The 24,288-nt window shown below is 30.0% G+C and carries 24 protein-coding genes; 12 read left to right on the forward strand and 12 right to left on the reverse strand.

Translation table 11 applies throughout. The features are described from left to right. The 4 genes from IAI56_RS16120 to IAI56_RS10060 all read left to right on the forward strand — a co-directional run. On the forward strand, positions 1 to 259 hold a 259-nt coding region (locus IAI56_RS16120; RefSeq protein ID WP_222941001.1), incomplete at its 5' end, for a hypothetical protein. A 273-nt stretch (positions 260 to 532) separates the two neighbouring features. Then, positions 533 to 2,209: a helicase associated domain-containing protein gene (locus IAI56_RS10050; protein WP_187657746.1), complete on the forward strand. Its 1,677-nt coding sequence runs from the start codon at positions 533 to 535 to the stop codon at positions 2,207 to 2,209. Between the two features lie 241 nt (positions 2,210 to 2,450). Further along, a complete protein-coding gene (locus IAI56_RS10055; RefSeq protein ID WP_187657747.1) occupies positions 2,451 to 2,942 on the forward strand; it encodes a hypothetical protein in 492 nt (163 codons plus the stop codon). 154 nt (positions 2,943 to 3,096) lie between these two features. Next, entirely contained in the window at positions 3,097 to 3,399 is a 303-nt protein-coding gene (locus IAI56_RS10060; protein ID WP_187657748.1) for an SdpI family protein, read from the forward strand. 237 nt (positions 3,400 to 3,636) lie between these two features. Here the strand turns inward: IAI56_RS10060 and recQ are convergent, their stop codons facing one another. After that, a complete protein-coding gene (gene recQ, locus IAI56_RS10065) occupies positions 3,637 to 5,835 on the reverse strand; it encodes a DNA helicase RecQ (RefSeq protein WP_187657749.1) in 2,199 nt (732 codons plus the stop codon). 87 nt (positions 5,836 to 5,922) lie between these two features. Between recQ and IAI56_RS10070 the strand changes: the two genes are divergently transcribed. The 6 genes from IAI56_RS10070 (at position 5,923) to fic (ending at position 9,679) form a co-directional block, all read left to right on the forward strand. Continuing rightward, on the forward strand, positions 5,923 to 6,888 hold the full coding sequence (locus IAI56_RS10070) for a KpsF/GutQ family sugar-phosphate isomerase (protein ID WP_187657750.1): 966 nt from the start codon (positions 5,923 to 5,925) through the stop codon (positions 6,886 to 6,888). Continuing rightward, complete coding sequence (tatC, locus tag IAI56_RS10075) at positions 6,888 to 7,700, forward strand: twin-arginine translocase subunit TatC (protein ID WP_187657751.1); 813 nt, start codon at positions 6,888 to 6,890, stop codon at positions 7,698 to 7,700. Before IAI56_RS10070 ends, tatC begins: the two co-directional genes overlap by 1 nt. Beyond that, positions 7,693 to 8,040 carry a carboxymuconolactone decarboxylase family protein gene (locus IAI56_RS10080; protein ID WP_169523878.1) on the forward strand — a complete coding sequence of 116 codons (348 nt, stop codon included), beginning with the start codon at positions 7,693 to 7,695 and terminating at the stop codon, positions 8,038 to 8,040. The genes tatC and IAI56_RS10080 overlap by 8 nt, the downstream gene beginning before the upstream one ends. A gap of 81 nt (positions 8,041 to 8,121) precedes the next feature. Then, entirely contained in the window at positions 8,122 to 8,862 is a 741-nt protein-coding gene (gene lptB / locus IAI56_RS10085) for an LPS export ABC transporter ATP-binding protein (protein WP_187657752.1), read from the forward strand. A 38-nt stretch (positions 8,863 to 8,900) separates the two neighbouring features. Further along, positions 8,901 to 9,095, forward strand: coding sequence for a hypothetical protein (locus IAI56_RS10090; protein WP_187657753.1), 195 nt, complete (start codon positions 8,901 to 8,903; stop codon positions 9,093 to 9,095). 26 nt (positions 9,096 to 9,121) lie between these two features. Then, positions 9,122 to 9,679 (forward strand): protein adenylyltransferase Fic, encoded by a 558-nt coding sequence (gene fic / locus IAI56_RS10095; RefSeq protein ID WP_187657754.1) that lies wholly within the window; start codon positions 9,122 to 9,124, stop codon positions 9,677 to 9,679. Positions 9,680 to 9,688: 9 nt separating this feature from the next. On the opposite strand, the gene pssA is transcribed toward fic, so the two are convergent. After that, a complete protein-coding gene (gene pssA / locus IAI56_RS10100) occupies positions 9,689 to 10,405 on the reverse strand; it encodes a CDP-diacylglycerol--serine O-phosphatidyltransferase (RefSeq protein WP_187657755.1) in 717 nt (238 codons plus the stop codon). A gap of 110 nt (positions 10,406 to 10,515) precedes the next feature. Between pssA and IAI56_RS10105 the strand changes: the two genes are divergently transcribed. Beyond that, on the forward strand, positions 10,516 to 11,583 hold the full coding sequence (locus IAI56_RS10105) for a putative type IX sorting system protein PorV2 (protein ID WP_483400932.1): 1,068 nt from the start codon (positions 10,516 to 10,518) through the stop codon (positions 11,581 to 11,583). A gap of 6 nt (positions 11,584 to 11,589) precedes the next feature. Further along, positions 11,590 to 12,705 (forward strand): lipoprotein N-acyltransferase Lnb domain-containing protein, encoded by a 1,116-nt coding sequence (locus IAI56_RS10110; RefSeq protein WP_187657756.1) that lies wholly within the window; start codon positions 11,590 to 11,592, stop codon positions 12,703 to 12,705. On the opposite strand, the gene IAI56_RS10115 is transcribed toward IAI56_RS10110, so the two are convergent. From IAI56_RS10115 to IAI56_RS10160, 10 genes are read right to left on the reverse strand one after another with little or no spacing between them, the layout of a single operon-like run. Next, entirely contained in the window at positions 12,685 to 14,082 is a 1,398-nt protein-coding gene (locus IAI56_RS10115) for an exopolysaccharide biosynthesis polyprenyl glycosylphosphotransferase (RefSeq protein WP_187657757.1), read from the reverse strand. The genes IAI56_RS10110 and IAI56_RS10115 overlap by 21 nt on opposite strands. 36 nt (positions 14,083 to 14,118) lie before the next feature. After that, complete coding sequence (locus IAI56_RS10120) at positions 14,119 to 15,129, reverse strand: glycosyltransferase family 4 protein (RefSeq protein WP_187657758.1); 1,011 nt, start codon at positions 15,127 to 15,129, stop codon at positions 14,119 to 14,121. Further along, positions 15,122 to 16,438 carry an O-antigen ligase family protein gene (locus IAI56_RS10125; RefSeq protein ID WP_187657759.1) on the reverse strand — a complete coding sequence of 439 codons (1,317 nt, stop codon included), beginning with the start codon at positions 16,436 to 16,438 and terminating at the stop codon, positions 15,122 to 15,124. Before IAI56_RS10125 ends, IAI56_RS10120 begins: the two co-directional genes overlap by 8 nt. 4 nt (positions 16,439 to 16,442) lie before the next feature. Next, entirely contained in the window at positions 16,443 to 17,516 is a 1,074-nt protein-coding gene (locus tag IAI56_RS10130; RefSeq protein ID WP_187657760.1) for a glycosyltransferase, read from the reverse strand. After that, positions 17,513 to 18,628: a glycosyltransferase gene (locus tag IAI56_RS10135; RefSeq protein WP_187657761.1), complete on the reverse strand. Its 1,116-nt coding sequence runs from the start codon at positions 18,626 to 18,628 to the stop codon at positions 17,513 to 17,515. Before IAI56_RS10135 ends, IAI56_RS10130 begins: the two co-directional genes overlap by 4 nt. Positions 18,629 to 18,632: 4 nt before the next feature. After that, a complete protein-coding gene (locus IAI56_RS10140) occupies positions 18,633 to 19,634 on the reverse strand; it encodes a glycosyltransferase family 2 protein (protein ID WP_187657762.1) in 1,002 nt (333 codons plus the stop codon). A 1-nt stretch (position 19,635) separates the two neighbouring features. Continuing rightward, the gene (locus tag IAI56_RS10145; RefSeq protein WP_239106955.1) at positions 19,636 to 21,177 is read right to left on the reverse strand and encodes a glycosyltransferase family 2 protein; all 1,542 of its coding nucleotides are present in this window, start codon (positions 21,175 to 21,177) and stop codon (positions 19,636 to 19,638) included. Then, positions 21,174 to 22,325, reverse strand: coding sequence for a glycosyltransferase family 4 protein (locus IAI56_RS10150; RefSeq protein ID WP_187657763.1), 1,152 nt, complete (start codon positions 22,323 to 22,325; stop codon positions 21,174 to 21,176). Before IAI56_RS10150 ends, IAI56_RS10145 begins: the two co-directional genes overlap by 4 nt. Next, complete coding sequence (locus tag IAI56_RS10155; RefSeq protein WP_187657764.1) at positions 22,322 to 22,888, reverse strand: serine O-acetyltransferase; 567 nt, start codon at positions 22,886 to 22,888, stop codon at positions 22,322 to 22,324. The genes IAI56_RS10150 and IAI56_RS10155 overlap by 4 nt, the downstream gene beginning before the upstream one ends. Next, complete coding sequence (locus IAI56_RS10160; RefSeq protein WP_239106954.1) at positions 22,889 to 24,286, reverse strand: UDP-glycosyltransferase; 1,398 nt, start codon at positions 24,284 to 24,286, stop codon at positions 22,889 to 22,891. Between the last annotated feature and the right edge of the window lie 2 nt (positions 24,287 to 24,288).

Consider the following 24,288-nt stretch of genomic DNA (forward strand, 5'->3'; position numbering starts at 1 on the left):
AAATATTTTTTCATCAAGTCTTACAATTCCCTCTAAAAAAAGGTTACAGACGAAAAAAAAACCTTTACGGATGAAAAAAAAACCTCTGCGGATGAAAAAAAAACCTTTACGGATGAAAAAAAAACCTCTACGGATGAAAAAAAAACCTCTACGGACGAAAAAAAAACCTCTACGGATGAAAAAAAAACCTCTGCGGATGAAAAAAAAACCTCTGCGGATGAAAAAAAAACCTCTGCGGATGAAAAAAAAACCTCTTTGATTTATGTTTATCGTTTTATATTAATTAATAGATGGGTTGTAGCACTATGTTACGCAAAGTTTACTCAAGGTTTCACTATGTTTTTGCCACGGATTATACTGATTTTAACGGATTGATTTTGTGTGGTGGTGGGTTTATGGAGAAATTTGTATATTTAACTTTGTAATATAATCTGATGGAAACAAGAGCTATTTACCTGAAATGGGGTTATAAGTTAGGTTTTATTAGATGTATATACTAGTTAGGGTCAAGCATAAAAAACGACACACATATATGAAAGCAACATTTTTAGGACACGGACTTGGGAAAGGTGACAAATTCAATGTTGGGAAACAAATTGCAATTTCGTTAACCGACAACAAGTATGATATTTTTAATGGTTTTGTTGCCTTTGCTGCTGTTTCAGGTGTTTCGACTATTCTAAAAAGTTTAAAATCAGCTTCTTTAAATTATTCTCAAGTACGCTTTTTTATTGGGGTTGATAATATGGGAACTTCTAAAGAGGCTCTTGAACTATTATTAAAAGAAAACATAGAAACATATATCTATCATGACAAAAAAGAATATGTAACGTATCACCCTAAATTATACATTTTTGAAGGAACAAGATTTACGAGAATTATTATTGGTTCTTCTAATCTCACAAATTCAGGTATAATAACGAATATTGAAGCTTCTGTTCAAATTGACTTTAGAACCAAAACAGACAAACAAGGTGAAAAACTTTTATATGAAATAAAATCAAATTTTTCAGAGTTATTTAATCTAAGCTCAAACAAAATATCAAGACTAAGCTCTGAACTAATTGAAAAACTTGTTAACGACAATCTTATCTACTCACAACGAAAACTTGGGAATACTTTAAAGGAGAATAAAAATAATGACGGTGAAAACACAGAAGAAACTGATTCAGTGAATTTAACTGATTTTGATATTAATTCAGGATTTGAACAAGATGAAACCGAACCAAAGCAAAGGAAAGTAAACTTCACAGAACGAGAATATGAAGTATTTGAGGAATTTTTAAAAAGATATATCGTCCACATTAAGAATGAAAGTCCAAGCGGTGTTGTAAGTAATAATACAGACGACAGAGAGCTATACAATTGGTATCGTAGAATGACGGACTATTTCAGAAATGACGAATTGCCTGATGAAATATTTGACAGGTTATTAGGTGTTGATTTTCCGTTTGGTGAAGGAAAAGAGAGAAGTAGATTAATAAAATGGAATATCAAATTTGACCAACTTAAAGCCTATAAAGATAAGATTGACCCAAACAGTGAATTTACCCACGTTCCTCAATTTAAAGACAAGCTAAACAATTTTTATCAATTGGGTACTTGGTGTGCAACTCAAAAACAAAGAAGAAAAGGAAATTATCCGCCAGAATGGACGGAATACGAAGAGGAAAAAATGAATTCAATAAATTTTTTATGGGATGTTACTAATATTGGAAGTAGACCAAAAGATGATGATTGGATGGATAATTTAGCAGATTTAGAAGTGTATTACAGTAATACAGATAACTACAAATCAGTTCCTCAACAAACAACAAAAATCGGAAAGTGGTTAAACGACCAAATGACCCTAAAATTGAAAGGTAGTCGAGGAAAAGTGAAAAAATTCCTTTCCCCAATAAGAGAAGAAATGCTTGGAGATTTACTTTTAAGAAATGGAGTTGAATGGGAATGGGAAAAACAAAAACATAGAGAGAGTGTCCAAGAAACAATTAAATTTTGGAAAGAAATAGAAATCTTTGACAACCAAGCACCTAGTAATGTGACGGAAACTCAAAAAGAGTTAATTAAAGCTTACAGAGAAAAAGTATCGCAATTAAGACATAGAAGTAAGAAATGGCACAACGAAAAGAATAAATGGAAACTTGAAATTTTAGACCAAGCAGGATTTCCCTACCCAAAACCAAATGAAACAGTTAATGAACAATAGAATGCCAGCCCCCAACATCAGTAACTGTTGCACAACTCCCATTTTCTCAAATCCATTTACCAAAACATAAAATTTTAACCTCTTTTAAAGTGATTTAAAAGGGGTTTGTTTTTTAGTTAAAGTTCAATAACTATTTTAGTATATTTGATGGAAGGATTACTTGGTCTGTTTGCTTTCGCTTGGGTGTGGAGGTTTTCATGGTCTTGGGGTTAGGCATCATATAAAACAACGCGTTAAAGAAATGACAGTTAAAAAACTAAATATCCAATTTTTGACAATTGAAACTAAAACGAAATCAGACGAAAATCCTGAAATAATTCATCATAAAAATTCAAGAAAAAATAAAAAAGTCTTTAATAGAAATGAATATGAAAGTAAAGAAATTCTATGGTCATTGCAAAAATATATTGGTGAAGAAATTTACAATGGTATAGACTGGCAATATCAAGGTTCAGCTCAAGAGTTAAGCAACGGTTTAACTGCCTTAAAAATAGTTTCCATTCTAAATTCTGACTACGTATTTGATTTTGATTATGAACCAAATGAAAATGATTTACTAAGCATAAAGTTAGACTATTTAAAATCTACTTTAAAAGGAAAATCAAGACCATTTATTGGTGAATATATTTCATTTATTTTTAAAAATGGGAAATGGGAAATTAATAATGGTTATGACCATATATCAAAAGTATACAAGAATTATAAAGAAGGTAAAATAATATACATCACCTAACAGCAGTAACCATTGCACTAACTCAATAAAAACTATGACTGCCTAATAACTATTTTAGTATATTTGAAATAAAGATTGTGGAGGTTTTCATAGTCTTAGGGTTTACAGAAATGACTTCCAATATTGCAGTTAAAACCAATTTATATAGAAAAAAATGATACTAATTTTATCAATACTTTTAGTATTTTCAATAGGTTTGAATTTGTTTCCACCCAAAAAACCTAACTATTTATTCGGTTATCAATTGGGAAGTTCTAAAAAGAGTTTGGAACATTGGAAAGTTGCTAATAAATATGCTTCAAGTTACTTGATTTTACTTTATAGTTTGACGATAATACTTTCAATAATTGAATATAAACAAAAGCTTGATTTAGGAATACCAATTATTACAATACTTATTATTGGATTGGTTTTGATTTATTTTTTAGTTGAAAAAAAACTAAAGAAATTAGACTAAAGAAAATATAAAAACGTCACTTCTGTCAACAGCTGTTGCTGTTGCACAACTCCCATTTTTCTAAAAACAATCTACAAAAAACTTAAAACTCAACCTCTTTTATCCCAAAGTTTTAAGATATTTTAAACCTGACAGGTTTTGAAAACCTGTCAGGTTTAGCAACGAAAAAAACTTCATAAAAAAAACGGCTACTAATCAGTGAGCAGCCGTTTATTGTTTTATAAATGTCTTTAATTTTTAATTAGCCACTTCGCTAATGAATTTTATACGCATTAATCGAAGTTCTTCAATGTCATAATCGCCGTCAAATTCTTTTAAAGCATCTTCTATTTTATCGGTTTCCGATTCCATGAAGTATTCGTGAATTTCTTCTTGTTGGTCTTCATCAAGGATTTCGTTTATCCAATATTTGATATTCAACTTTGTTCCTGAATACACTATTTGCTCCATTTCTTTTAACAAAGCATCCATCGTCATTCCTTTGGCTTTGGCAATATCTTCTAGAGAAAGCTTTCTATCAATATTTTGAATGATGTATAATTTATTAGCAGAATTTGCTCCGGTAGATTTAACTACTAAATCATCTGGTCGGATAATGTCATTGTCTTCTACATATCGCGCAATAAGTTCTACAAACTCTTTTCCATATTTCTTAGCTTTTCCTTCGCCTACTCCATGAACATTGCTTAGCTCATCGATAGTGATTGGATATTTCAAAGCCATATCTTCCAAAGATGGATCTTGAAACACTACAAACGGCGGAACACCAAGTTTCTTCGCTACTTTTTTACGTAAATCGCGCAACATTACCATCAAAGCTTCATCAGCTGTTCCTGATGATTTTGCAGCGGTAACGATAGCATCGTCTTCGGCTTCATTATACTCATGATCTTCCGACATCATGAAAGACGTTGGGTTTTTGATAAAATCATGACCTTTATCAGATACTTTCAGAATTCCGTAAGTTTCGATGTCTTTTGTTAAAAGTCCATCTACTAATACTTGACGAATTAAAGCCATCCAGTATTTCTCTTCTTTATCATTTCCAGATCCGAAGAAATTTTGGGTATCGGTTCGGTGTGCTTTTATTGTAGCATTTACTCTTCCTATTAAGGTATAGATAATTTCTTTTGACTTGTATAGGTATTTGGTATCTCGAACGACTTCCAATAGTTTTTTAACATTGTCTTGAGCTTCAACTTTAACTTTTGGATTTCTAACGTTATCGTCCATGCTTGCACCTTCACCAGTTTCGCTATCAAATTCTTCACCAAAATAGTGCAATAAGAATTTACGTCTCGACATTGAAGTTTCAGCATAAGCTACCACTTCTTGAAGCAAGGCATATCCAATTTCTTGCTCAGCAACGGGTTTACCCGACATGAATTTTTCCAGCTTTTCTACATCTTTATACGAATAGTAAGCTAGACAGTGACCTTCGCCTCCATCGCGACCAGCACGACCGGTTTCTTGGTAATAACTTTCTAATGATTTTGGAATGTCATGATGGATTACAAAACGAACATCGGGTTTGTCAATTCCCATTCCGAATGCGATGGTTGCTACAACCACTTCTACATCTTCCATCAAGAACATATCTTGGTGTTTTGCGCGTGTTTTAGCATCCAATCCCGCATGATAAGGAACGGCAGAAATTCCATTTACCTGAAGTACTTCGGCAATTTCTTCTACTTTTTTTCTACTTAAACAATAGATAATACCTGATTTACCTTTGTTTTGTTTGATGAATCGAATGATATCCGATTCTATATTTTTGGTTTTGGTACGTATTTCATAAAACAAATTCGGACGGTTGAACGATGCTTTAAATGTTCTAGCATCAGACATGTCTAGGTTTTTCAAAATATCTTCTTGCACTTTTGGTGTAGCCGTAGCGGTTAACCCAATAACAGGAATATCGGTTCCTAATTGTTTAATAATGTGGCGAAGATTTCGATATTCTGGTCTAAAATCGTGTCCCCATTCTGAGATACAATGTGCTTCGTCAATGGCAACAAAAGAAACCGGAACGCTTTTAAGAAATTCTACATATTCTTCTTTTGTTAACGATTCAGGTGCAACATATAAAAGTTTAGTTATTCCTGAAACAATATCTTTTTTAACCTGATTAATTTCGGTTTTAGTCAACGAAGAATTTAAAACATGAGCAATTCCATTTTCGGAAGATAAACTTCTAATGGCATCGACTTGGTTTTTCATCAAAGCAATTAATGGAGAAACAACAATAGCTGTTCCGTCTTTAATCAATGCTGGTAATTGGTAACAAAGAGATTTTCCTCCGCCAGTTGGCATAATTACAAAAGTATTTTCATTGTTAATTATACTTTTAATAACGCTTTCTTGCAACCCTTTAAACTGGGAGAAACCAAAATACTTCTTTAATTCTTTATGTATGTCAATTTCGTTTGAATTCATTCTTAGTTAATGGTATTTTTACATAAATTTGCACAACATAAAGATACAACTTTCTTTTAAACACACAAATTTTATAAAATTTCTATTTTGATCACTACAGAAAATATTTTAGCAACAGCAAAAAAAACAGTTCTAGCTGAAAGCGAAGCAATTAGTAATTTAGTCAATTATCTTGATGACAATTTTGTGAAATCAGTTGAAGCTATCTTTTCTTCAAAAGGTCGTTTGGTCGTTACAGGAATAGGAAAAAGTGCCATTATTGCACAAAAAATTGTGGCTACATTAAATTCAACTGGAACACCTTCATTATTCCTTCACGCTTCAGAAGCTATTCATGGTGATTTAGGAATGGTGCAACCCGATGATGTAGTTATTTGTATTTCAAAAAGTGGGAATAGTCCTGAAATTAAAGTTTTGGTTCCGTTATTAAAACGTTTTAACAACACACTTATTGCTATTACTGGAAATGTTACTTCCTTTTTGGGGAAAGAAGCTAATTACACTTTAAATACTTATGTAGAAAAAGAAGCTTGTCCAAATAATTTAGCACCAACCAATAGTACCACAGCACAGTTGGTTATTGGCGATGCGATTGCAGTTTGTTTGATGGAAATGCGAAATTTCACTGCCGAAGATTTTGCCAAATATCATCCTGGCGGAGCTTTGGGCAAAAAATTATTACTTCGTGTTGGCGAAATGCTGGATACAACCCACAAACCCGTTGTTGCTCCAAACTCAAGTATCAAAACGGTAATTGTAGAAATATCCGAAAAAAGACTTGGTGTAACGGCAGTAGTTGAAGACGAGAAAGTTATCGGAATTATTACTGATGGCGACATCAGAAGAATGCTAAACAAAACCGAAACTATTGCTGGATTAACCGCCAAAGAAATCATGACTGTAAATCCAAAAACAATACAATCTACCGATTTGGTTAGCGATGCTCTGAATATTCTAGAGGATTTTTCGATTACACAATTGGTAGTTGTGGATAGAAATGAATATAAAGGTGTGCTTCATTTGCATGATATTTTAAAAGAAGGTATCGTATAATGGCAAAAAAGAATAAAAACGAAATGTCCTTTTTGGATCATCTGGAAGATTTAAGATGGTTATTAGTTAGAAGTTCGGCTGTAATTGTACTTATGGCAATTGTAACTTATGCTTTTAGTGATTTTATTTTTGATGATATCATTTTTGGACCAACACATACTGATTTTATTACCTATCGCTTTTTTTGCGACTTAGCTCAATCACTTGGAGTTACTGGAGATATTTGTGTAAACGAGTTACCATTTACCATACAAAACACTTCCATGGAAGGACAAATTAATGTTTTCATTTGGACGTGTATAACCGCTGGATTTATTCTAGCGTTTCCTTATATATTGTATGAATTATGGAAATTCATCAGTCCAGCGTTGTATGAAAAAGAAAAAAAAGGTGCCATTGGTTTTATTGTGATTTCGTCAGTACTATTTTTTCTTGGAGTACTTTTTGGCTATTTCGTAATTGTTCCGCTTTCCATCAACTTTGTGGCAACATTTTCAGTAAGTGATGTTGTAAAAAATGAATTCAATTTAGATTCCTATATAGGTATGATAAAAACATCGGTTATTGCTGCAGGATTGTTTTTTGAATTACCTATTATCATTTACTTTTTAACCAAATTAGGATTAGTAACCCCAAATTTCCTTAGAAAATATAGAAAATACGCTATCGTAATCCTGTTAATTGTTGCAGCAATCGTTACACCACCCGATGTGGTAAGCCAAATTACAGTAGCTATTCCAATGCTTATTATTTATGAGTTAAGTATATTTTTATCGGTATTTGTAGAAAAACAAAAATTAAAAAATGGCTGATTTAGTACAAGAATTTAACGATTATCGTTCAAAAATGAACGAAAAATTATTGGCAGATAACAATTTAGTTATCAAAAGAATTTTCAATTTAGATACTAATGCTTATGCCGAAGGCGCATTGGATGTAAAAACCAAAGAATTATTGGGATTAGTAGCTTCTGCAGTTTTACGATGTGATGATTGCATCAAATATCATTTGGAAACCAGCTATAAACATGGCGTAACCAAAGAAGAAATGATGGAAAGTATGGGAATTGCAACTCTAGTTGGCGGAACGATTGTCATTCCGCATTTGCGTAGAGCATATGAGTTTTGGGAAGCATTGGAAGAAAATAAATAATTGTTAAAGGGTTGATTTGGTGATTAGTTTATTTGTTACTTTGCCAAAAATCTAACTTTCTAAAAATCGGAACATCAAGATATGAAATTAAGAGCTGAAAATTTAATCAAAACCTATAAAAAACGAACGGTTGTAAAAGGAATTTCGGTGGAAGTAAATCAAGGAGAAATCGTTGGATTACTTGGTCCAAATGGTGCCGGAAAAACTACTTCGTTCTACATGATTGTAGGTTTAGTAAAACCAAATTCGGGAAATATTTATCTTGACGATAAGAACATTACCGATTTTCCAATGTACAAACGTGCGCAGCATGGTATTGGTTATTTAGCTCAAGAAGCTTCGGTTTTTAGAAAACTAAGCATTGAAGATAACATCTTGAGTGTTTTGCAGTTAACCAATCTTTCAAAAGCCGAACAAGAAGCAAAAATGGAAAGTTTGATTGACGAATTCAGCTTACAACATATCAGAACCAATCGTGGTGATTTACTTTCGGGTGGTGAACGTCGTAGAACTGAAATCGCTCGTGCCTTAGCAACCGATCCAAAGTTTATTCTTTTGGACGAACCATTTGCAGGGGTTGATCCCGTTGCCGTAGAAGACATTCAGCGAATTGTAGCCCAATTAAAAAATAAAAATATCGGGATTTTAATTACCGATCATAACGTTCAAGAAACTTTAGCAATTACCGACAAAACCTATCTAATGTTTGAAGGCGGAATTCTAAAAGCTGGAAAACCAGAAGAATTAGTTGAAGACGAAATGGTGCGAAAAGTATATTTAGGTCAAAATTTTGAACTTCGCAAAAAGAAATTGGAGTTTTAGAAACACCGTTCTCACAGATTTTAAAAAATAGACTTTATATGAAAAATCCAAAACATTGGAAACTAGGTTTATTTTATTACAACAAAGAAGATAATCGACTGATTGTTAACAAACCTAATCCTAATTATGGTACGACATTAAATTTTGCTCATCAAAAAGCCTATCTATTTTTTATTGGAATGTTGTGCTTTTTTGGATTTATTGTTTTTATAATTACAATGACTAAAAAATAAAAATTACTTTAAACTTTACATTTGAAATGAAAAACATCGATAAAATAAGTTTAGAAAAAGCCTACAACCTATTTGAAACAGGCAAAATAGATAGTCTTGAAATTGGAACAACCAAAGGTTTACAACAAATTCATCACCACTTATTTGATGGTTTATATGATTTTGCAGGTCAAATCAGAACATTAAATATCTCAAAAGGTGGTTTCCGATTTGCAAATTCACTTTATCTGAAAGAGATTTTAGAGAAAATCGAACAAATGCCCGAAAGGACTTTTGAAGAAATCATTTCTAAATATGTAGAGATGAATATAGCGCATCCATTTATGGAAGGCAACGGAAGAACAATGAGAATCTGGCTTGATCTAATTTTAAAATCAAGAATAAGAAAAGTAATAAATTGGCAATTTGTTGGTAAAGAGCTTTATCTTCAAGCGATGGAAAGAAGTCCAATTAACGATTTAGAATTAAGAACATTACTCATAGCCAATTTAACAGATGAAATTGAAAACAGAGAAATTATCTTCAAAGGAATAGAACAATCCTACTATTATGAAGGATATAAAAAAGAAAACGACGATGAATAAAAAAGCTTCCTAAACGGAAGCTTTTTTGTTTACTATATTATTGATTACCGAAAGTAAAACATAAAGCAAAATTATCAGTGGAACAGCTACAATTTGAAGAAAAATCAGCATCAAAACTGAAATGGCTAAAAAGAAAATCTGCAATTTATATTTAGCAAAACTAAAATTCTTAATCTTTAAAGAAAACAAAGGAATTTCAGCATTCATGACATAAGCACTTAAAAAAGTTAGTGCTAATAAAATCCATTTGTTATAAGAAAAAATAATATGAAAATTGTCATGAAATACCAATGGTAAAATTGGTAAACTCGTAAAAAACAAAGCATTTGCAGGTGTTGGCAAACCTATAAAACTATCGGATTGTCTTGTGTCAATATTAAATTTTGCTAAACGATAACAAGCGCCAAGAGTGATGATAAATCCTAAAAATGGCAACCATTCTAAAATTGAAGTTAACCTAGAATTCAACAACATTTTATACATCACATAACCCGGAACAACTCCACTGGTTACCATATCGGCTAATGAATCCAATTGAACACCAAGCGGACCAGCCACATTGAATTTTCTAGCAAAAAATCCATCAAAAAAATCAAAAAATATACCCAAGCTAACAAAGAAAAAAGCTAATTCAAATTCAGTATTGGAAACAAAAACTAACGCCACGCAACCACAAAACAAATTAAGCATCGTAAAGAAATTGGGAATTAGGGCTTTGATATTCATTGGTTACTTGTATTTATTTGAAATTTTTACAAATTTAATACAATATGTTAGAGCATTCTACGTTTTATATTAGAGATTTTTATATGATATTTGTAAAAAGAAAAATTGCCTTGAAAAAAATAGTGCTTTTACCGCTAATACTGTTTAGCATTTTCACTCATGCTCAATCAGTTAGAAAATATTCTAATGAGTTTATGAACATTGGAGTTGATGCTGCTGCATTAGGAATGTCAAATGCGGTTACGGCTTCAACTGGCGATGTAAATTCGGGTTATTGGAATCCAGCAGGATTATTTCGAATTGAAGACAGCGAAGCAGCGTTAATGCATGCCAGTTATTTTGCCAATATTGCCCAATATGATTATGCGGCTTACGCTAAAAAAATTGACGACCGAAGCGCTTGGGGAATTTCACTAATCCGTTTTGGAGTTGATGACATTTTAAACACTACTCAATTAATTGACAGTCAAGGAAATATTGATTACAATCGAATTAGTCTTTTCTCAACAGCCGATTATGCTTTGACCTTTTCTTATGCCCGAAAATCGCAATTAAAAGAGATTAGTTATGGTGTAAATGCCAAAGTTATCCGAAGAATAATTGGTGAGTTTGCCAATTCTTGGGGATTTGGAATTGATGCTGGTTTACAATATCAAAAAGACGATTGGCAGTTTGGCGTAATGGTTCGCGATATAACCACAACCTATAATGTTTGGGCAATTGACGAAGATAAATTCAACGAAATTAAAGATGCCGTTGAAGGTCAAAACCAAGAATTACCCGAAGACACTGAGATTACCTTACCAAAAGCGCAACTTGGAATTGCCAAAAAATTTGAATTTCACTACGATTATACCTTATTGGCAGCCGTTAATTTAAACATGCAATTTGCTCGAACCAATGATATTTTAGCTTCCGATGCGGTGAGTATTGATCCAGCTATTGGCTTTGAATTTGGTTATACTGATTTGGTTTTTCTTCGTGCTGGAGTTGGAAATTTTCAAAATGTAGAACAAATTGACGGTTCCAAAAAAGTAAATTTTCAACCGAATATTGGTTTAGGATTTAAGTACAAAGGAATTCAAGTAGATTATGCTTTAACCGATTTGGGCGATCAAAGTGCGGCCTTATATTCCAATATATTTTCGGTAAAAGTGGATTTAAGCATTTTCAGATAAAAAATTATGACCAAAAAAATACTCTTTTTCCTTTTACTGTTCTGTAGTATTTCGTTTTCACAAAACCCGAAACTTTCGCCTTCAACCGAAGTAAGCATTTTTACTTGTGGACGTGGCGATCAATTGTATTCTACGTTCGGACATACAGCTTTACGAATAAAAGATACTGAAAATCAACTGGATGTTGTTTACAATTATGGCACATTTGATTTTAGAACAGAGAATTTTTATCTAAAATTTGTGAAAGGCGATTTACAATATTTCATGACAGCAACTTCGGTAGAAGATTTTGTTATGGAATATCAAATGGATGAAAGAGAAGTTATTGAGCAAAAATTAAATCTTCCGTTAGAAAAAAAACAACAGCTTTTTGATAACTTGAATGCCAATTTATTTTCAACCGAAAAATATTATACTTATAAGTTTATCGATAAAAATTGTACCACAATGGTTGCTGATAAAATCAATGGAATATTTGATACAAAATTGATTAAGAAAGTAGATGACAAATCGATTACGTACCGGGAATTATTATATCCCTATTTTGATGATTATTTTTGGTATAAACTAGGAATCAACATCATTTTTGGTGCAAAAACCGATGCTAAAGCGGAAAAATTGTTCTTGCCTGTTGAACTTTTAAATAGTTTAGACCAAGTAAAAGTGAATGGCAAACCATTGGTTTCAGAGAAAAAAGTTATCGTAAATGGTAGCGAAAAGTCGGTTTCGTTTTCGTTTTTCAATAGTATTTTTGTAATTATTGCTGCACTTTTACTTATCATAGTTATCAATAAACAATTTTTGTTTTTAAGTTATCTTTTTGTTTGTGGATTTTTGGGAATTTTTCTTTGCTTGGTAGGATTGTATTCGCAACATCAAGAAGTACTTTGGAATTATAACGCATTATTATTTAGTCCGTTACTTGTTATTTTACCATTTATAAAGAACAAATTTTTAGATAAAATAGTGTTACTAAATTTATTCCTTTTATTGATTTATATAATTGTTATGATAACAAGACCTTATTTAGTTATCATGCTACCATTTATTTTGACAAACATTTATATTTTACTAAAATTGAAGAAAAAAGGTCAAAAGAACTTATTGACCTCGGTAGAATAAAACGGTACTGAGCGTTTTAAAAATGATGTTAAAATCGAGAAAAAGACTTCGATGTTTGATATAGTACAAATCGTATTGAAGCTTTATCAAACTGTCATCAATCGTTGCTCCATAAGAATAATTAACTTGTGCCCAACCCGTTAATCCTGGTTTAACTACATGTCGGGTTTCATAAAAAGGCATAACATCGGCAATTTCTTTTACAAAAACTGGTCGTTCTGGTCGTGGACCAATTACAGCCATATCGCCTTTTAGGATATTGATAAACTGTGGAAATTCATCCAATCGTGATTTTCGTAAAAACTTTCCAAAAGGTTTAATTCTTGTGTCGTTAGTCGTTGCAAAAACAGCTCCATTCTTTTCGGCATTTTTAATCATCGTTCTGAATTTAACAATTTTAAAAACTTTTCCGTTTTTTCCAACACGCTTTTGAGTGTAAAATAACTTGCCTCTATTTCCTAAAATATTTCCTAATAGTATAAAAGGTAATAAAAACAGTCCTAAACTCAAACCAAAAAGTGAAATTACAATTTCAAGAATTCTAACTACCAATAAATATAAATGGTTTTGATTACTTCTGCTAAAAGGGAAGAATCTGTAAAAATCTCTCGAAACATATTGCACTGGAATTCTATGAGTTATAGATTCATAAACTTGAGTATATTCACGAATAATATAACCGCTTTCTAATAAATTTATTAACTGGTTGTATAAATCAACTGTTATTCCATCTGTCTTTTGTGATGCTACAACTATTTCAGAAACAGAATTTTGTTTGACAAATTTATCTAACTTATCTATTGGAATACTATTGATTTTTAAATTATCGTTATTTTCAGAATTACTATAAGAATTCACAAAACCTAAAACTCTGTAATGTGGATCAACAGAAATTAATCCATTTATTAATTCTTCTGCTTGGTCTCGATCGCAAATTAAAATAACTTTTTTTACAAATCGATTAGAAGCAAAAAAGCGAACATAAAGCATTCTCCAAATGAATAATGCTAGAAAAATTGCAAAGAAAAAAATTAAAATTTGTAAACGATTAGAAGGTAAAACTGGTGTATATAAAGGCGTTAATAGATAAAAAAGTACTGTTGTAGAAGAAGTTAAAATTATACTTTTTATTATTTGAAATTGATTACTCGCTACTTGTAAATTATACATTTCAAAAACTGAACCTATAATTTGTAGATAAAGACCAAGAACAATAGTCCAATAAAAATTTGTTGCTGAAATGTTAAAATAATCAAACTGAAAAGTAATTCCCACGAAGTATAAAGAAATAAACACAAAAACTATATCGAAAATTCTTAAAAGAATTTTACGTTCTGATACTTCAAAATGTATGTCTTTATATTTATTCAATTCCATTTTAATATATTACTGCAAAGTAAAAGAAATTATTGCTTACTTCAGCAAAGTTTGCCATTGCTTTTTAACAATATTCCAATCAAAATTTTCTGCCTCTTTTCTTGAGTTTATAATTAAATTTTCTTTCAAAATTTGTTCACTGAAAATTCTTTTTAACTGTATTACCATATCAGTTAAATCATTATCATTAACCAATAATGCTGTAACATCGTGTTTTAAAAGATGAGGAATTCCACCAACATTTGTACTAACTATTGGTAATCCTAAAGCCATTGCTTCCATAACACTTATTGGAGTATTATCAAAGTGTGTGGTATTTAAAAAAACATTATAATTAGAAGATAAATTAATCCATTCACTTTTTGCCAATCTTCCTGTAAAAGTAACTTCTAGATTGTTTTCCTTGGCTATTTTTACAGTTTTATCATAACTATCGTCTTTTTTTGGACCAACCATACAAAGAGTAGCATTTGGATATTCTTTTTTAATTTCAATAAAAACTCTTACCGCTAGCATTGGATTATAGATTTCAGAAAAAGCTCGAACCCATAAAATTCTTGGACAATCAAAACTTCTATTTATGAAATGATAGTTTTCGATTTCGATAGTATTTGGAATATAAACTAGATTAGTGAAACCATGACACTGAAAAGCTTCAAATAAATATGTTGATGGAGCAACGTTTACAAGTGCATTTTTAAAAATCAAATTACACAAATAGGGATTATTTTTTAATCGATTAGGTAAATCTCCACCTCTTAAATTTGGAATATATTTCAATTTCAAAATTCTGCTTAATTGTGAGATAACAACTGTATACCAAAAATTTGATGTGCTGTAAGTATCGATTAAAACATAATCTACTTTTTTTGAGTGCTTCAAAGTCATATAAACCATATGAAAAATTCTGAGAATTTTATTTTTTTTTGAAGAAGCATAAAAAAGTTTATAATTTTCTCTTTCTAAAAATTTACCAAGTGTCTCGATGGAAGTTGCATTATTACCATGAGCAGAAAGTTTATTTCCTATGTATAATATGTTAGTCACTAATTTTTACTTTTAAAAGGGAAAGGGAATAAATAAATGCTGGTGCTGCTAATCTCATTGCTGCGTGATTTATAGTTAATAGCCAAAAAGCCAGAAAGCAAAAGATATAGATATTTTGCTTATTATCTAAATATAATATCATTGGCGTAAAAAACAAAATTAACAATCCCATAACACCTAGTGAACCATGTTCTGCTAGCATTCTAGTTATTTCATTATGAGATACAGATACAAAGCCACTTTGAATTTTTCTCAATTCATAGCCTTTTGCTACACCAATACCAAATATTGGATTTTCAATAAAATTATTTATTTCATTTTCAATAATACCTTCTCTACCTGTTAGTGCGCTTTCTTTTTCTCTTCCTTTGGCGTCTTGATTTGCATAACGTTTATCTATCAAACCTCCTGTTGTTGATGAAGTATAACTCCAAGTTGCAAGTGTTAAAAGTATGGAAAAAATTATCAAAAAACTTATTTTACCTTTTCCGGAATTTTTGGAATTGTTGTATAGAAAAAAGATTAAAATAACAATCATTATAAATCCAGTTAAAACTCCTCCACGAGAAAAGGTTATTAAACCTCTGTAAGCTATAAATATGAATACAATAACATTTAAAGCAAATAAAAATTTTGTTTTAGACTCTAAAAGAAATCTAGAAAAAAATATAAACATTCCTAAACCTAAAATTGTAGCTACTTGATTAGGTCCAAATCCACCTGAAGTTTGATAATTTGAACCTGTATTAATCAAAACATCTTTTAAATCAGGAGTATACAATATTAAATAGACAACCATTGAAACTATAGGCAATCCACAAAATAACAATATTTTGTTTATTTGATTAAAAGAAATTACTCTTTGATAACAGTATATTGAAGCTAAACTTAAACACACTGGTCCAGAGATGTTAAAGGCTATTGTTTTTCTAATTTCTGTATCAAAATTTAAAACTGCTGTGGCTATAACAACACCTGGAATGAGTAAAATCAAAAATATCCAATAAGGAAGAGCATTTTTTGAAAATCCAGAAAAATACATACCTATTAATGAAAAAAAAGTTACTCCATATTTTGAAAATTCATATGAAATTGTGCCACCTGTCATTCTTAACAAAGCCTCACTTCCTACAATATATGCTGCTACCTGAAGAACTTCATTATTTTTATTTTGATTCTTTACAATATAAAGCAGACCAAATAAAATTGTTGATAAACCATATAATTTTGAAAGGAAAGGAATGTAAAATAATAAAACACCAATTATAACATGGAGTAAAAGTGAGTAAAAGTATTTTTTTTCTAACATAAATTTACAAAGATTTTACCCAATTTAGATATTGCTTTATAACAGCTTCCTCTGAATTATTTTTATAGATTGTTTGATACAACTTTTCCCCAAAATCATTTCTTAATTCAGAGTTTTCAACTAATTTTAACAGAGAACTATAAAATTTAACATCATCCTTAATTGGAACAACAAAACCATTTTCACCATTTTTAATAATCAATGGTATTTCTCCAACGTTAGTAGTAACAGTTGGTTTTTTAAGTAATCCATATTCAATTAAAGCTACGGGCAAACCTTCTGAATCAGAAGTTAAAATTGTTATTTCTGCTTGATTAATTATATTAGTTGTATCGTTTCTTGTTCCATAAATAAAAACATTATTTTCTAAAGATTTGGTTTTTATTAGTTTTTTAATATTTTTAGAATATTCGTCATTCAAATCATTGCCTATAAGATGAAATGACCAATCTGGATGTGATTTCTTTAATTTTTCTGCTACTTCTAATAATAAGTAATGATTTTTTTGATAGCGTAAATTAGCAACCGAAACTATTTTTTTTCCATTGTTTCCGAATAACACTGTTGTAGCTTCAACTGAACTATCCACACTGGTATAATTTGGCAAATAAATAACATTTTTACAATTCAATTTATTATTTGCCCAGCGTTCAAGCTGAGTATTTACTGCTATTATCCCTTTAAAATATAACGAAGCAATTTTTAGATAGAACAATTTCCTCTTACTTAAAAATTCACTTAATCCATAATGGTCATGCCATATAATTTGCACTTTTGGATAAATTAGTTTTAATAACAACGAAGTAAAATATGACAAACTATGAGCTTGAACATGATCAATGTTATTTTCTATACAATATTTCTTTAAACGTTTTAAAGCACTAATATCTATTTTTCTTTTTCTATTCAAAAATAAATACCCAACATTATCGTTTATTTGAGATTTAAGTGCGCCTTCTTTTCTTGTAACAACAATTCCTGAAAATTCCTCAATTCTTGCAAGAGTATTTGCGTAATTCACTGCCATTTTTTCGGCACCACCAACATTCAAAGAGTCTATAATTTGAAGTATTCTCATGAAAGTATTTTTTTTATTTCTGTCTCAAAAAAATCAAGAGTAAACTTTCTTGACCAAATCAATCCTTTCTCTGTTTTAAGGCTATATTCTTCTTTATTAAAAATTATGGAAGAAATTCTATCAACATCTTTTTCAATATCTAGTGAAAGTATCATTCCTCTTTCTTCTTTTGCTAACATATTTGATATACATGAAACATCTGTAGCAATTGGCATGCATCCCCAAAACATTGCTTCTGCTACAACTTTTGGCCAACCTTCACTTTTGGAAGGCAAAATTAAAAAATGACTTTGAATATAAGCTTTTTTAATTTCATCTTGTGTTTTATTTCCTCTTAAAAATACAAAATCATTTAGTTTATTGTCGTTTATGTAATTTTCTAAAATTTGCCTTTCAACTCCGTTTCCAAAGATATCCAGTTGTAAATCGATGCCTTTTCTTTTTAATTTTTCTATAATTTGAACAGCATATAAAGGTCTTTTTCCATTTGTAAGAGAACCAGCAAACATAAATCTAATTTTAGAATTCAAATTTCTAATTTCAATTTTTTCTTTTTCACTTTCTAAATAAGTTGCTGTAAAAAATGGTTTTATATTTTTTGTGCTATTTTCCCATTCGCCATAGACTAATACTTTCATATTTTTTGTTAAAAAAGTATTGCTTAGTATCCATTTTTGCAATCTATAACTTAATGGTTGTACTGATTTTGGATCCCAATTTCCTGCATATTTAGCTGTTTTGGGTTTGTTAGGAAAAAAAATTTGAATAAAACATCCCAGTAACCCCATATTACCTGGACATCTCAAATGGATATGATCTGCATTTTTCATAGCTTTAAAGATTGTAAAAATTACTTTTGGTAAAGTAATTAACGTTGCAAATGTATCCTTAAATGACAAAAAATTGAATGATTTTACTTTTATAAAATCTATGTTCTTATGATTGTAATTTATATGAATTGCATTTTTTTCATCCAAGCCTATTGGTGCTACAATCAAAAGTTTATCAACATATTTTGACCAAATATTCATTTCGCGAACATATGGTGAATAAGCAAAGTACTCCTCGTTTTCAAATCCATGAATCACATGTGTTATAATACAAAAAACCATATATTTATTTGATTATATTTGGTTTATTTAGAAATAAACTCAACCAACCAGCTGTTCTTCCAAGAGCTTCTGTAAAAGCTTCTTTCTTTTTATTGGTATTAAAAACATTTCCTAAACGAATCAAAGTCAATAGCAATATAATAGCATGCCATTTAAACTTTGATTTAAGCGACGGGTTTGAATATTTTACTCTCCAAACGTACCATCCATTTCTAACTACCATTTTACCATATTGAAATTTATTTGGTCTTCCAGATTGGTCATGAAAATGTCCGAGTTGCGCATTAGTGTTTACATAAAGTTTCCCAGTTTTTGATAATCGGAGAGTAAAATCGGCGTCTTCATAAAGTCCATATCCTTGAAAATAGGTCGAAAATTGAAATGAACTAAATACACTCTTTTTAAAAGATGAAACTCCACCCATTAATTGTTCTACTTCATAAATTTTTCCTGATGGTGGTAAAAAACCAATACTTCTACCGTTTGAAAATTCAGGAAGAAACCCTGGCTGTGCATTAGTATCCAATCCAAGTTTTTTTCTCACTATAAATCTACTTCCATCTTTTCTTTTCCAACCATCAAATACAAATTCATTATGATTTGGTTGATAATCATTTAGAACTTTTTCCCATTTTACTTCATTATTTATATAACCTCCAACTCCTAAGGCATTTGGAAAAATGGAATAGGTTTTTAAAATTTCTTCGAAGTAATTTTCTTTCAATATTGTATCATCATCAAGAAAACAAATAATTTCGGATTGAACGGAAGCTCTAGAGATTCCATAATTTCTTTGCCTTGTTAAACCTCTATCTGATTGCGCAACCAGAAAATATTTAAGATTTGAAAAATTGTTTTCTTGAAGTACTTTTTTTGTTTCTTCATTTAAAGAACCATCAATTATGAGGATTTCATTGGGATAAACTTTTTGTTCTTTTATTGATTTTAAAAGATTAAGTAACGGTTTTGGCCGCATAAAAGTGCAAATGATAACTGTAAAATTCATTTTACTTTGTTCTTTTTCCCAATTCAACTAATCTTTTAGCGTAAAATAAAGATTTTTCAAACTGCATTAATCTATATGGCAATTGTAAAAAGCGTATTGGCAACTTTAATTTTGAACCTTTAAACAAGAATAAAAAAAAGTATTTGTGCTTAAATTCTTTTACTAAATCTAATCCAAAATGCTTGTAAAAATAGTACATTGCTGTTGGGCTTGGTCTAGGAGTAATTCTTTTTACTGGTACTCCCATTTCCCATGGTTGTGTTTTTCGTTTTTTTCCAACAATTTTAGCTTGACTACCCCAAAATCTGTAACCTCCAACAGGTGGTTTTAGATGTAAATTAGTTGAAAATGGATTTTGAAGTACAACTACTCCTATTTTTGTTAATGATAAACCAAAATCTTTATCTTCGCCATAACCTCCATCAAAGTTGATATCGTTACCAACTAATTTATCTACAAACTCTTTTTTTACACAATTATTAGCATTATTAAGAAATTGAGCTGCGCCAACCATATAGCGATTATCGCCAAGTTTTTGTAATTTTTGTTTTAAATCATTAAGATCTTGACTTTGGTTATCTGCTCTAATATCCAAACCGTTACATGCATCAGCGTTATAAGTCTGTAAAAATCGGATATGGTTTTCAATATAATTTTCTGGAACTCTAATATCATCATCTCCAAAAACAATATAATCACCAGAACAAAGCTCAATTGCTTCATTTCTGGCTCTACAACTTCCTTTTGTTTCTTGCCATTTAATTATTAACTCAAATGGATAAACTTTATTAATGTAAAGGCTTTCATCTCTTTGGTCAACAGGTGTTGCATCTACTACAACAACTTGTTTAGGAGGAAATGTTTGATTAGATAAATCATCTAACAAATTGAGGGTAAAGCTTTGCCTCATCATGGTTGGAATAATATAACTAACCTCAGGTTGACCTTGAATTTCAATTAATTCACGATGATTTACAATATTTTTTTTTGTTGCTTTTTTAAAATTTTTCTTTGCATAAAAAAAAGCCTTCCATTCACTTATTTTCCAAAAACCTTTTCTATAAATCATGAAAATAGAATGTTCTTGTTTAAAATTTTTTCTAAAAAAAACATATCTGTCATTTACAGATATTTTTGGCTTGTCGTCTTTATAATCTTGAAATAAACCTTTTATATATAATGGAATTGCGCCTTGACCTCTAACTGCATTAAGGCCAAAGTCTAAAGCTTGCATGACCGGATTAAAATATTCCTTATCAAATCCGTTTAATGTTTCCCAAACCGATTTTCTAACTGCAAATTGATTTGGATTAAGTCTCCAACTTATGCATTGATCCAAACCATCAAAATCTTTGACAAACCAGAAGAAAGTGGCAGTTTGATATACAATTTCTGGAAATATGTTTTTATAACCTTGTTCAAAAGAACTATGCCAAATATCACCAACACCATTTGAAAGTAATTCAAGTTTTTCTAAACATGGATTTCCTGTGTACAGAATTACTTCACCTCTTTGAGTTTTGAATTCTTTTAAATTCATCATTTTTTAAGTTCTAAAACTTTTTTATAATAGTCAACACTTTGTATAGCAATTGTATCAATACTGAAGACTTTCTCAACTTTTACTCTGGCATTTTTTCCAAAATTCTCTCTCATGTTTGTGTCAGAAATTAATTTTAAAATTTTTTCAGCATACAATTTATGATCCTTTGGATTTACTAAAAATCCATCTTTAGAATCGTCAATAATTTCAGATGCCCATCCTATATTTGATGCTACAATTGCTTTTTTTAACGCCATAGCTTCAATCCAAGAAACAGGTAGTGCTTCGGCAAAGCTAGGAAAAACACAAAGAGTAGCCATCTGAATGTGCTTATTTATTTCATCATATTGTACACTACCTTTGTAATCAACATTTTCTAATGCAGAACTAGTAAAAATCCCTTTCATAATTTCCCAAGTAGATGAACTTCCCGAAGCGATATCTGAGGCATCTTTTCCTATCAAAATCAACTTAATTTGATTATCAATTTTATTTACTTCGTTAAAAATATTTGCTAATTCTAGTAATCCTTTCTTTCTTATTAATGTTCCAAAATATAATATGGTATTTTGATTGCTATCATCTTCATTTGAAGGAATAAACTTTGAAGTATCAATAGAATTTGGAATTATTTTAAAATTTTTATTTAATTTAAAAATTTCATTTGTAATATCAGCGGTATATTGACTAACAGAAATTAAAGCATCTGCTTTAATAAGTGCTTTTTTTTCTCTTAAAAAATTGACTTTCTTTACGTTTCTTTTATCCAAATGACAAAAATAGCTGTCGGAACCGTTTAATCTAATTACAATAGGACAATTTAAATTAATTGAGGAAGAAAAACCTGTCCAATCGGGAAACTCTACAATATCAATTTCATTTTTTTTAATATAAGAATTTAAAATTGACTGAACTTTTTTTTGAGTTAATAACCATGACAATCCTTTTATTTTGATGTTTTTTATTCTATGAATTTTTATTGAATTGAATTCAAATTCTTCATCAATCTTTTGACCATAAACAAAAACGTGAACTGTATTTCCGTTAGCTATCAATCCTTTTGCTAAATTTAGTATACTTGTACCTATTCCTCCAGATGAGCCCATTTTTTCATGCGGAAATTCGGGAGTAACAAAAGCTATTTTCATTTGTAGATGCTATTATGAATGTAATATTGAGACAAATCTTTTTCAATTACAATTGGACTACCAACTGTAACTGTTGAATATTCAGGAATTGAGTTTGTAACTACTGTATTAGCGCCGATTGTAACATTGTTTCCAATATTTATATTTCCAAACACACATGCATTTGGACCAATAAAAACATTATTTCCAATGGTTGGAACTCCTTTTTTTTCTCCATAATTATTTATACCTATTGTAATTCCTTGAGAAATATTACAATTTTCGCCAATTATTGCATCTCCATGTATGACAATATTTCCAAAATGACCAATATAGAGTCCTTTACCAATTTTAGTTCGATAAGAAATATCAAATCCATATTTTACTTTTAATATTCTATACCAAATAAAGAAGAAGTAGAATAGCAATCGATTTTTTCTTCTATAGTGTTGAAGTGTTCTAAAAACGGTCAAAAACTTTAATCCTGGTTTTGGTTTAATTATAAATACTAAAAGTAGAGACCTAAAAGTTACTTTTTGAATTCCATATCGTAAAAAATCATATTTTAAATATTGTGAACTCATTTACTTAGTTATTATATTTTCAATTGCACTCCAAATACGTTCAGATGCTTGTTCAACTGGATGTTGATTTATTTTTTGGAACCATTTTTTTGCATCATCGATTTGTTTTTGATGATTATTATTAACTACCATTTCAATTTTTTCATCAATAGCAGTTGGGCTGTCTAACCAAATTACTGAATTTTCAGAATGCATCGATCTAAAATGTACAAATTTATAACACCTAAAAATATCCCAATTTGGATTTTTTTGAATTTTTTGATTATACCTAAAATATCCACATGGTTTGTTGTGAGCTACAAAATCAAAAAGTGTAGTTGAACCTAAATTAACAACCATTTCAGAATGTTCAGCAATGTTACTAAACAATATACCATCTTCTTTTGTTGGCAAAATTGTATTCCAATGCGAAGTAAATGGTTTCCATAATGGATCAATAGTCACTATTATATCTTTATATTTTTCTAAAATCTCATCATATCTGGTGGAGAAATCTACAGGACATCTTCGAAATATTATACCTAAATTATGGTTTTTATTATTTAATCTAATAATAGATTCTGCTAAATCTTGGAGATATTTTGGATCATCTGGACTTGTTGTTACATCATCTCCTGAAAAACATATGTATCGTTTATCAATATCTAAACTATATTTTTCAAAGAAATCACTTCTAGGCATTAAACTATTTTTTTCAAAATGAATTTCAAATTGAGGTGTACCTGTAACAATTATTTGATTTTCTCTAATATTTGGATGGTAAAATATTAATTCTGCTTTCATGTGTTCACTCCAAACGAAATAAAAATCTGTCTCAACAACCATTGTTGCTTTGGGTATATTATCCCACGAAAAAATAAAACTTGCAGTAGGAATCTCCAAATCTTTGGCTGCAAGTAGTGGAGCTATTGACTGTACATGTCTTTGAGAAGTACAAAATATGATACTTGGTTTTTCTACTTGTAAAACATTCTTACAATAGGTATAATATTTAGTTTTTCTTTCAAAATAGTTAATGTATTTATCTAATAATTTTAGACCTTTTTCATTTGAAAGTAAGAAAATCAATAATCTTGTTAAACTACTTTTCACAGAAGCATTAAAGTTTTTATATGAAAACTTAAACTTATAGGAATTATATACCTTATCTTTAGTTCTATTTATAAAAACATTTAAGTTAACATCTTTTTTTGCTTTTTTTAAAGTATCGGTTAAAGGATGTATTTTTTGATTTTCAATTTTGATTTCATTAAAACCAAGACTCTCAATTGAAAAATGTGTTTTGTTCCAAAACACTACATTATTATTTTTTTTTTCGCCTATTTGTTTAAAATTTGAATAAGCAAAATTTCTTAAACCAACACCATCAAGTACAAGTAAAAATATTTTATTTTTCATCA

This window comes from Flavobacterium macrobrachii (assembly GCF_014486675.1).
GTDB lineage: Bacteria > Bacteroidota > Bacteroidia > Flavobacteriales > Flavobacteriaceae > Flavobacterium > Flavobacterium macrobrachii.

What these genes read in the sequence shown, in the direction of transcription:
- IAI56_RS10135 (WP_187657761.1), bottom strand. Translation starts at nt 18,628, where the DNA reads ATGGTTTTTTGTATTATAACACATGTGATTCATGGATTTGAAAACGAG.
- pssA (WP_187657755.1), bottom strand. Translation starts at nt 10,405, where the DNA reads ATGAATATCAAAGCCCTAATTCCCAATTTCTTTACGATGCTTAATTTG.
- IAI56_RS10090 (WP_187657753.1), top strand. Translation starts at nt 8,901, where the DNA reads ATGAAAAATCCAAAACATTGGAAACTAGGTTTATTTTATTACAACAAA.
- lptB (WP_187657752.1), top strand. Translation starts at nt 8,122, where the DNA reads ATGAAATTAAGAGCTGAAAATTTAATCAAAACCTATAAAAAACGAACG.
- IAI56_RS10115 (WP_187657757.1), bottom strand. Translation starts at nt 14,082, where the DNA reads ATGGAATTGAATAAATATAAAGACATACATTTTGAAGTATCAGAACGT.
- IAI56_RS10060 (WP_187657748.1), top strand. Translation starts at nt 3,097, where the DNA reads ATGATACTAATTTTATCAATACTTTTAGTATTTTCAATAGGTTTGAAT.
- fic (WP_187657754.1), top strand. Translation starts at nt 9,122, where the DNA reads ATGAAAAACATCGATAAAATAAGTTTAGAAAAAGCCTACAACCTATTT.
- IAI56_RS10125 (WP_187657759.1), bottom strand. Translation starts at nt 16,438, where the DNA reads ATGTTAGAAAAAAAATACTTTTACTCACTTTTACTCCATGTTATAATT.
- IAI56_RS10055 (WP_187657747.1), top strand. Translation starts at nt 2,451, where the DNA reads ATGACAGTTAAAAAACTAAATATCCAATTTTTGACAATTGAAACTAAA.
- IAI56_RS10145 (WP_239106955.1), bottom strand. Translation starts at nt 21,177, where the DNA reads ATGATGAATTTAAAAGAATTCAAAACTCAAAGAGGTGAAGTAATTCTG.
- IAI56_RS10155 (WP_187657764.1), bottom strand. Translation starts at nt 22,888, where the DNA reads ATGAGTTCACAATATTTAAAATATGATTTTTTACGATATGGAATTCAA.
- IAI56_RS10130 (WP_187657760.1), bottom strand. Translation starts at nt 17,516, where the DNA reads ATGAGAATACTTCAAATTATAGACTCTTTGAATGTTGGTGGTGCCGAA.
- IAI56_RS10110 (WP_187657756.1), top strand. Translation starts at nt 11,590, where the DNA reads ATGACCAAAAAAATACTCTTTTTCCTTTTACTGTTCTGTAGTATTTCG.
- IAI56_RS10080 (WP_169523878.1), top strand. Translation starts at nt 7,693, where the DNA reads ATGGCTGATTTAGTACAAGAATTTAACGATTATCGTTCAAAAATGAAC.
- IAI56_RS10140 (WP_187657762.1), bottom strand. Translation starts at nt 19,634, where the DNA reads ATGAATTTTACAGTTATCATTTGCACTTTTATGCGGCCAAAACCGTTA.
- IAI56_RS10050 (WP_187657746.1), top strand. Translation starts at nt 533, where the DNA reads ATGAAAGCAACATTTTTAGGACACGGACTTGGGAAAGGTGACAAATTC.
- IAI56_RS10160 (WP_239106954.1), bottom strand. Translation starts at nt 24,286, where the DNA reads ATGAAAAATAAAATATTTTTACTTGTACTTGATGGTGTTGGTTTAAGA.
- tatC (WP_187657751.1), top strand. Translation starts at nt 6,888, where the DNA reads ATGGCAAAAAAGAATAAAAACGAAATGTCCTTTTTGGATCATCTGGAA.
- IAI56_RS10150 (WP_187657763.1), bottom strand. Translation starts at nt 22,325, where the DNA reads ATGAAAATAGCTTTTGTTACTCCCGAATTTCCGCATGAAAAAATGGGC.
- recQ (WP_187657749.1), bottom strand. Translation starts at nt 5,835, where the DNA reads ATGAATTCAAACGAAATTGACATACATAAAGAATTAAAGAAGTATTTT.